Raw genomic sequence first — 4,885 nt, 5'->3', positions numbered from 1 at the left:
AATACCCTCCCCCTTTCCTTGAGTTAATTCTCCTAAGTAGAGAAATGCTGTTCCTAAAATTCCTAATAAAGAAATTACTAAAAGTAAAGTTGCGGTTATAATTTTCATAATGAGTTAAAACATGAAGAAGCTCCATTTTGATAATTTATAAAATTAATTATATAAGATACCAGTAAGATTATATCTTCTGCTCCTATTCTTCCTCCCCAAAGTGTGGTTAAAGTTAAAGAAATTGCATCTACTGCTACATTGAATACCGGAATTGCCTGAGCAATTGCAAATAATGTAAATACCCTTTCATTTTGTGTGTAAATATTTGACATTGGTCCAATCTGGCATTAGGTCTGGATCTTGTGTAGGATCAGAATCTATTGGCTCTTTAGACCATTTTAAGCGTAATCATCTTCAAGGCTATCAATATCTAGTATTTTGATTATCTTTCCTCGGCGCTCAATGAATCCTTTTTCTTCGAGTATTTTGAACTTACGAGAAATAGTTTCGGGAGTTGTTCCGATGAACGTTGCAAGATCTTTCATTTTCATTGGAATCATAACAGAATTTGAATCTACTACTTTGACGAGTTGCAAAAGATAATTAGCGATTCGACTTTCAACATCTTCCATCATGAGAAATTGTGCTTGATATTGCATTTCCGCAGCTCTTCTCACGGTGGTTTCAAGCAATTTCAAACTGAGCTCGGGATATTTTAACAACAAATTTTTGAAATCTTGTTGTCGCAAAAAGCAAATTTGCGTTTCTTCCAATGTTTCACCATAGAGATTATCATTCATTACTCCAAACAAGGCGTCTTCACCTGCGTATCCACCAGGTTCAATCACACGTAGTAACTGCTCTTTACCAGCACTAGAAAGCTGGTATATTTTCAAGGTACCATGCGCCACAATTGCAAGTTGAGGCACTGCAAAGGGGCTGATGACTGTTTCACCTTTTTCAAAAATTTTATGATTAACAACCTGCTCAACTTGCACTAATTCACTTTCTGAAAGTAAACCAAATAGTGGCACGAGCTGTACACAGTGGTGTTCATGATGACTAAAATGATGTTTATACTTACTCATTTTGGGGATTCTCCTTATCTTATTATCGCGCTAAAATTATCAAACTGCAAGCCTCATTCAACTAAAGCCTACAGTTTCGTAAAAACTAATTATCATTATCTTCATCTTCGTCATGAAAATCAGCAACGCTTTTACCCAAGTCACCTGCCAAGTTGCGAATAACTTGAAGATTGTAGCCGTAAAGTTCGACTACACCAGCCGCCAAAGCAAATTTTTCTTCTTTGTTTGCTAGCTTGATTGCTCGCGTAATGAACATATTTTGTGCTTGGAAATCCACAATGAAGCTTTCAAGCAGATCTTCATCAGTCCAATATTTGGCTTTTGGATCCTCGGTAATGAACTTGTGATACTTTAAAAATTCTTCAGTTGTACTTGGTACAATCTCATTTTCATCAAGAAGTAAATCCGAAATTTTAAAGAAATATTCAACTTCCTTTTGTGCAATTTCACGTAAATACTCACACTTAACTGGGCTTTTCGCGTATATTCCTGCTTGAGTCAGTCGTATATTTTCTATGAACAAATTGGATAAGACATGTCCTAGCATCGCACCAGCCGTAGGTTTGTGGTGGTCAATCTCTGCTTTATCAAGTTCTTTAGCATATTTTTCATCAATCATTAATTTAGTCATCATTTTTTTCCTTTATTCAATTTATAGTGGTATCTTTCCTGGTATAAATCACACAACAGTTACTTTGCTACTCAAAACAGGATATCCAAGTTTCTCAACCTTGCTGATAAGTTCATCAGTACTGACAACATTTTCGTCAAATTCTGCTTTAACTTTTGATGCATTGAAAAGTACTTTTGCATTTGCTACGCCTTTAGTTGTAGTCATTGCAGCTTCGATTTTTGCCATACAAGATGGGCAGCTTAATTCATTGAGTCTCATAATTACTTTTGACATAAGATTTACCTCTTTCTCTTTCTTTATAAATTAATTATAGCTCGTCAGTACTAACAAAAAATTGATATCTATCAAGAATAACAGTTTTATTTTTTTATCTACAAAATGATAAAATTTCTCAACTCTCTTTTTTAACGCTGAATAACCTGATATGAGGAGCGTAAAGTAGCATCAACTAGAGTCTACCGAGACGGTCCGCGGAACGGTGTTTAAATTATTCCCTAATTTTGCCTGTATAAAATTAAAAGATCAAATCCATTAGTCACTTTTTGTAAGCGTCCTTCATCCATAAAATGTTTGAAGTGCTCTGAAAACGACATATACCTTCTTACCTGATAATCCTCCTATCTAGTAAATGTGCGAGTTTCCCTTTTTTAAATAATTGTCATTTGGAACTCACTATCTATTTTTATAAAAAAGTTATATTGAGATAGCTATCAAAGCTTTTAAATAAGTTCAAATCCCTAACTTGCTACATTGCCTGCGATAGTCTACTTCACGACCTCAAATTCAATCTCGTATTGAACGTCCCTATTAGCAAGGAAAACTTTAATTGTAAAGATTCTAGAAGCCATCGAAAATGTCTCGATGATTTTATCAAATTATTTTTGATAAAGTTATTATAAAATTTATTGATACCAAAAAATTAATTCCTCTCAAAAAAAAAGAAAACAAACCGCGTAAATTTTGGTTTGTTTCCATTCTTCTATTTCTCTCGATACCTAATCAGTCGCATGCCATTGACAATGACGATGAGGATACTAGCTTCGTGGACGAACATACCTGTTCCCATGTTGACGAAACTAGGTACTAAGCCTGTACCTCCAAGGATTAGACTAGCCAGTAAAAAGAGCACAACTACAATCGCAATCACAATATTTTGTGTCATGTTGGCAACCGTGCGTTTACTTAAACCATATGCGTGGACAAGTTCATCAAAACTAGACTTCATTAGCACGATATCGGACGTTTCAATCGCAGTATCAGTACCAGAACCCATTGCGATACCTATATTAGCAAGTGCCAAACTAGGAGAATCGTTGACACCATCACCGATAAAAGCAATTTTTTTACCAGAGTTTTTGAGTGATTTGACAACTTCAGCTTTTTCTTCAGGCATGAGATTGGCACGTACTTCATCGATGCCGAGTTGGGCGGCGACTGCTTTAGCTGTTGTCTCGTTGTCTCCAGTCAGCATAATCATACGAGAAATACCTTCGTGGCGTAGTTCTTCGAGGGATTCTTTGACACCAGAACGTATTTCGTCCGCAATACCATAAATTAGTTGCAATCTGTTATCAGCTGCGACCAAAACAACTGATGCACCTGAATCAGTGATTTCTGTGATGTCCTGTTTCTGCTCGGGAGAAATCGTAATATGATTAACCACCATCATTTTTTCATTACCAATCAATAGGTTGTCTGCGATGATTCCCTGTCCTTTAACAACGTCCGTTTTTTCAAATTTGATAGGATTGAATTTTCCGATCATGCGTACAACTGCCGTTGCTAATGGGTGATCAGATTCATTTTCTGCTGAAGCAACTGCATCAATCAATTCTTTTGAAGCACCATAATTTTTGACAACAACAACTTCTGTATTGCCTTTCGTCAGAGTACCCGTCTTATCAAACAGAAGCGTATCAATGTGACTGAAGGTATTCATAACATCACCTCCCTTGATAAGGACGCCTCTTTTTGCACCATTCCCGATTCCTGCAACATTTGAAACAGGTGCACCAATCACGAGGGCACCAGGGCAACCAAGTACGAGAATCGTGATGGCTAGTTCTAGATTATGACTAAAAACCCAAGTAATAGCTGCAATAACAAGTACCGCTGGCGTGTAATACTTAGCAAAGCGGTCGATGAATTTCTCAGCAGGAGATTTGGTATCTTGGGCTTCTTCGACAAGTTCAATAATTTTACCAAAGGTTGTATCTTCGCCGACTTTTTCTGCTTCTACGTAAATTGTACCGTTTTCTAAGATAGAACCTGCAAAAACTTTGGTACCAGCTTCCTTTCTGATTTCACGTGATTCACCTGTGATACTGGCTTCGTTGACATAGCCAGATCCTTGGTAAATACGACCATCAACAGGAACTTGACGTCCGGTTTTTACTAAGAGTTTGTCGCCAATTTCAACTTCATCAATGTCCATTTCTTCGCCATCAGCAGATAGGGCTGTGCTGGGTGCCATATTCGTGAGTTCTTTGATACTTGATCGCGTTTTTTCAAGCGTTTTTTTCTCCAAAAATCCACCGAAAGCGAAGAGAAAAGTGACAATTGCTGATTCTTCATATTCACCGATGAACAAAGCACCGATAACTGCAATAGAAACTAGCAGGTCAATCGAAATTTGTTTCACTTTGATTGCTTGATAGGCATGAATTGCAACAGGTATAAAACCGATAATACTTGCAATAATCATTGTCGAATTCCAAATCCATATTTGATTTACACCATATTTACCAAGGTATCCGAGTACAATGAGAATGGCTGAGAGGATAACCAAGTGATTACTGTGTTGTTGAAGTCGTTTTTGAAAGTTCAGTGTTATTTTTGCCATATTTTCTACTTCCTTTAATTTTCTTTATGATACTAGTATAGCGCTACCCTTATAGATAAAAATTGATAACTATCAAGAAAATAAAAAGTATAACTTACTAGACTTTATTAACATAAAGGTAAGGTCTGTCTGACGATTCCTGCGGAAAGTTTTGGCAACTGCAGTTGCCAAAATTGGGCGTTTGCCCCAGACCCCAAGCAAACAAAAAAGACAGTTTCCTGTCTCTTTTGTTCTCTGCTTTTAGTAAATGACTATTTACTTTCAAAATTTGATCAACCATATGGCGCGTGGGCACCGGAGGACAAGCTGTTCCCGATCCGGCTGGCCCAC

Annotated in this window: 6 protein-coding genes; all 6 read right to left on the bottom strand. The window is 37.0% G+C overall.

The features are described from left to right. Positions 1 to 104: 104 nt before the first annotated feature. The gene (locus tag AB0M30_RS47445; protein ID WP_058212531.1) at positions 105 to 323 is read right to left on the bottom strand and encodes a hypothetical protein; all 219 of its coding nucleotides are present in this window, start codon (positions 321 to 323) and stop codon (positions 105 to 107) included. Positions 324 to 389: 66 nt separating this feature from the next. Next, positions 390 to 1,079: a Crp/Fnr family transcriptional regulator gene (locus AB0M30_RS47440; RefSeq protein ID WP_011834689.1), complete on the bottom strand. Its 690-nt coding sequence runs from the start codon at positions 1,077 to 1,079 to the stop codon at positions 390 to 392. Positions 1,080 to 1,164: 85 nt separating this feature from the next. Further along, positions 1,165 to 1,713, bottom strand: a complete 549-nt coding sequence (locus tag AB0M30_RS47435) for a DNA-binding protein (protein WP_225509929.1) — start codon at positions 1,711 to 1,713, stop codon at positions 1,165 to 1,167. A gap of 45 nt (positions 1,714 to 1,758) precedes the next feature. Beyond that, positions 1,759 to 1,971 carry a heavy-metal-associated domain-containing protein gene (locus tag AB0M30_RS47430; RefSeq protein WP_354792155.1) on the bottom strand — a complete coding sequence of 71 codons (213 nt, stop codon included), beginning with the start codon at positions 1,969 to 1,971 and terminating at the stop codon, positions 1,759 to 1,761. A 721-nt stretch (positions 1,972 to 2,692) separates the two neighbouring features. Beyond that, complete coding sequence (locus AB0M30_RS47425; RefSeq protein WP_058212530.1) at positions 2,693 to 4,555, bottom strand: heavy metal translocating P-type ATPase; 1,863 nt, start codon at positions 4,553 to 4,555, stop codon at positions 2,693 to 2,695. Positions 4,556 to 4,652: 97 nt separating this feature from the next. After that, a partial coding sequence (locus AB0M30_RS47420; RefSeq protein ID WP_364599239.1) for a hypothetical protein occupies positions 4,653 to 4,885 on the bottom strand: 233 nt, incomplete at its 5' end.

Source organism: Amycolatopsis sp. NPDC051716 (assembly GCF_040681595.1).
Classification (GTDB): domain Bacteria; phylum Actinomycetota; class Actinomycetes; order Mycobacteriales; family Pseudonocardiaceae; genus Amycolatopsis.
The sequence above is the reverse complement of the archived record's forward strand: the minus strand, read 5'-3'. Positions and strand labels throughout refer to the sequence as shown.

Excerpts from the sequence above, each read along its gene's own strand:
- AB0M30_RS47445 (WP_058212531.1), bottom strand. The coding sequence starts at position 323 with ATGTCAAATATTTACACACAAAATGAAAGGGTATTTACATTATTTGCA.
- AB0M30_RS47440 (WP_011834689.1), bottom strand. The coding sequence starts at position 1,079 with ATGAGTAAGTATAAACATCATTTTAGTCATCATGAACACCACTGTGTA.
- AB0M30_RS47435 (WP_225509929.1), bottom strand. The coding sequence starts at position 1,713 with ATGATGACTAAATTAATGATTGATGAAAAATATGCTAAAGAACTTGAT.
- AB0M30_RS47430 (WP_354792155.1), bottom strand. The coding sequence starts at position 1,971 with ATGAGACTCAATGAATTAAGCTGCCCATCTTGTATGGCAAAAATCGAA.
- AB0M30_RS47425 (WP_058212530.1), bottom strand. The coding sequence starts at position 4,555 with ATGGCAAAAATAACACTGAACTTTCAAAAACGACTTCAACAACACAGT.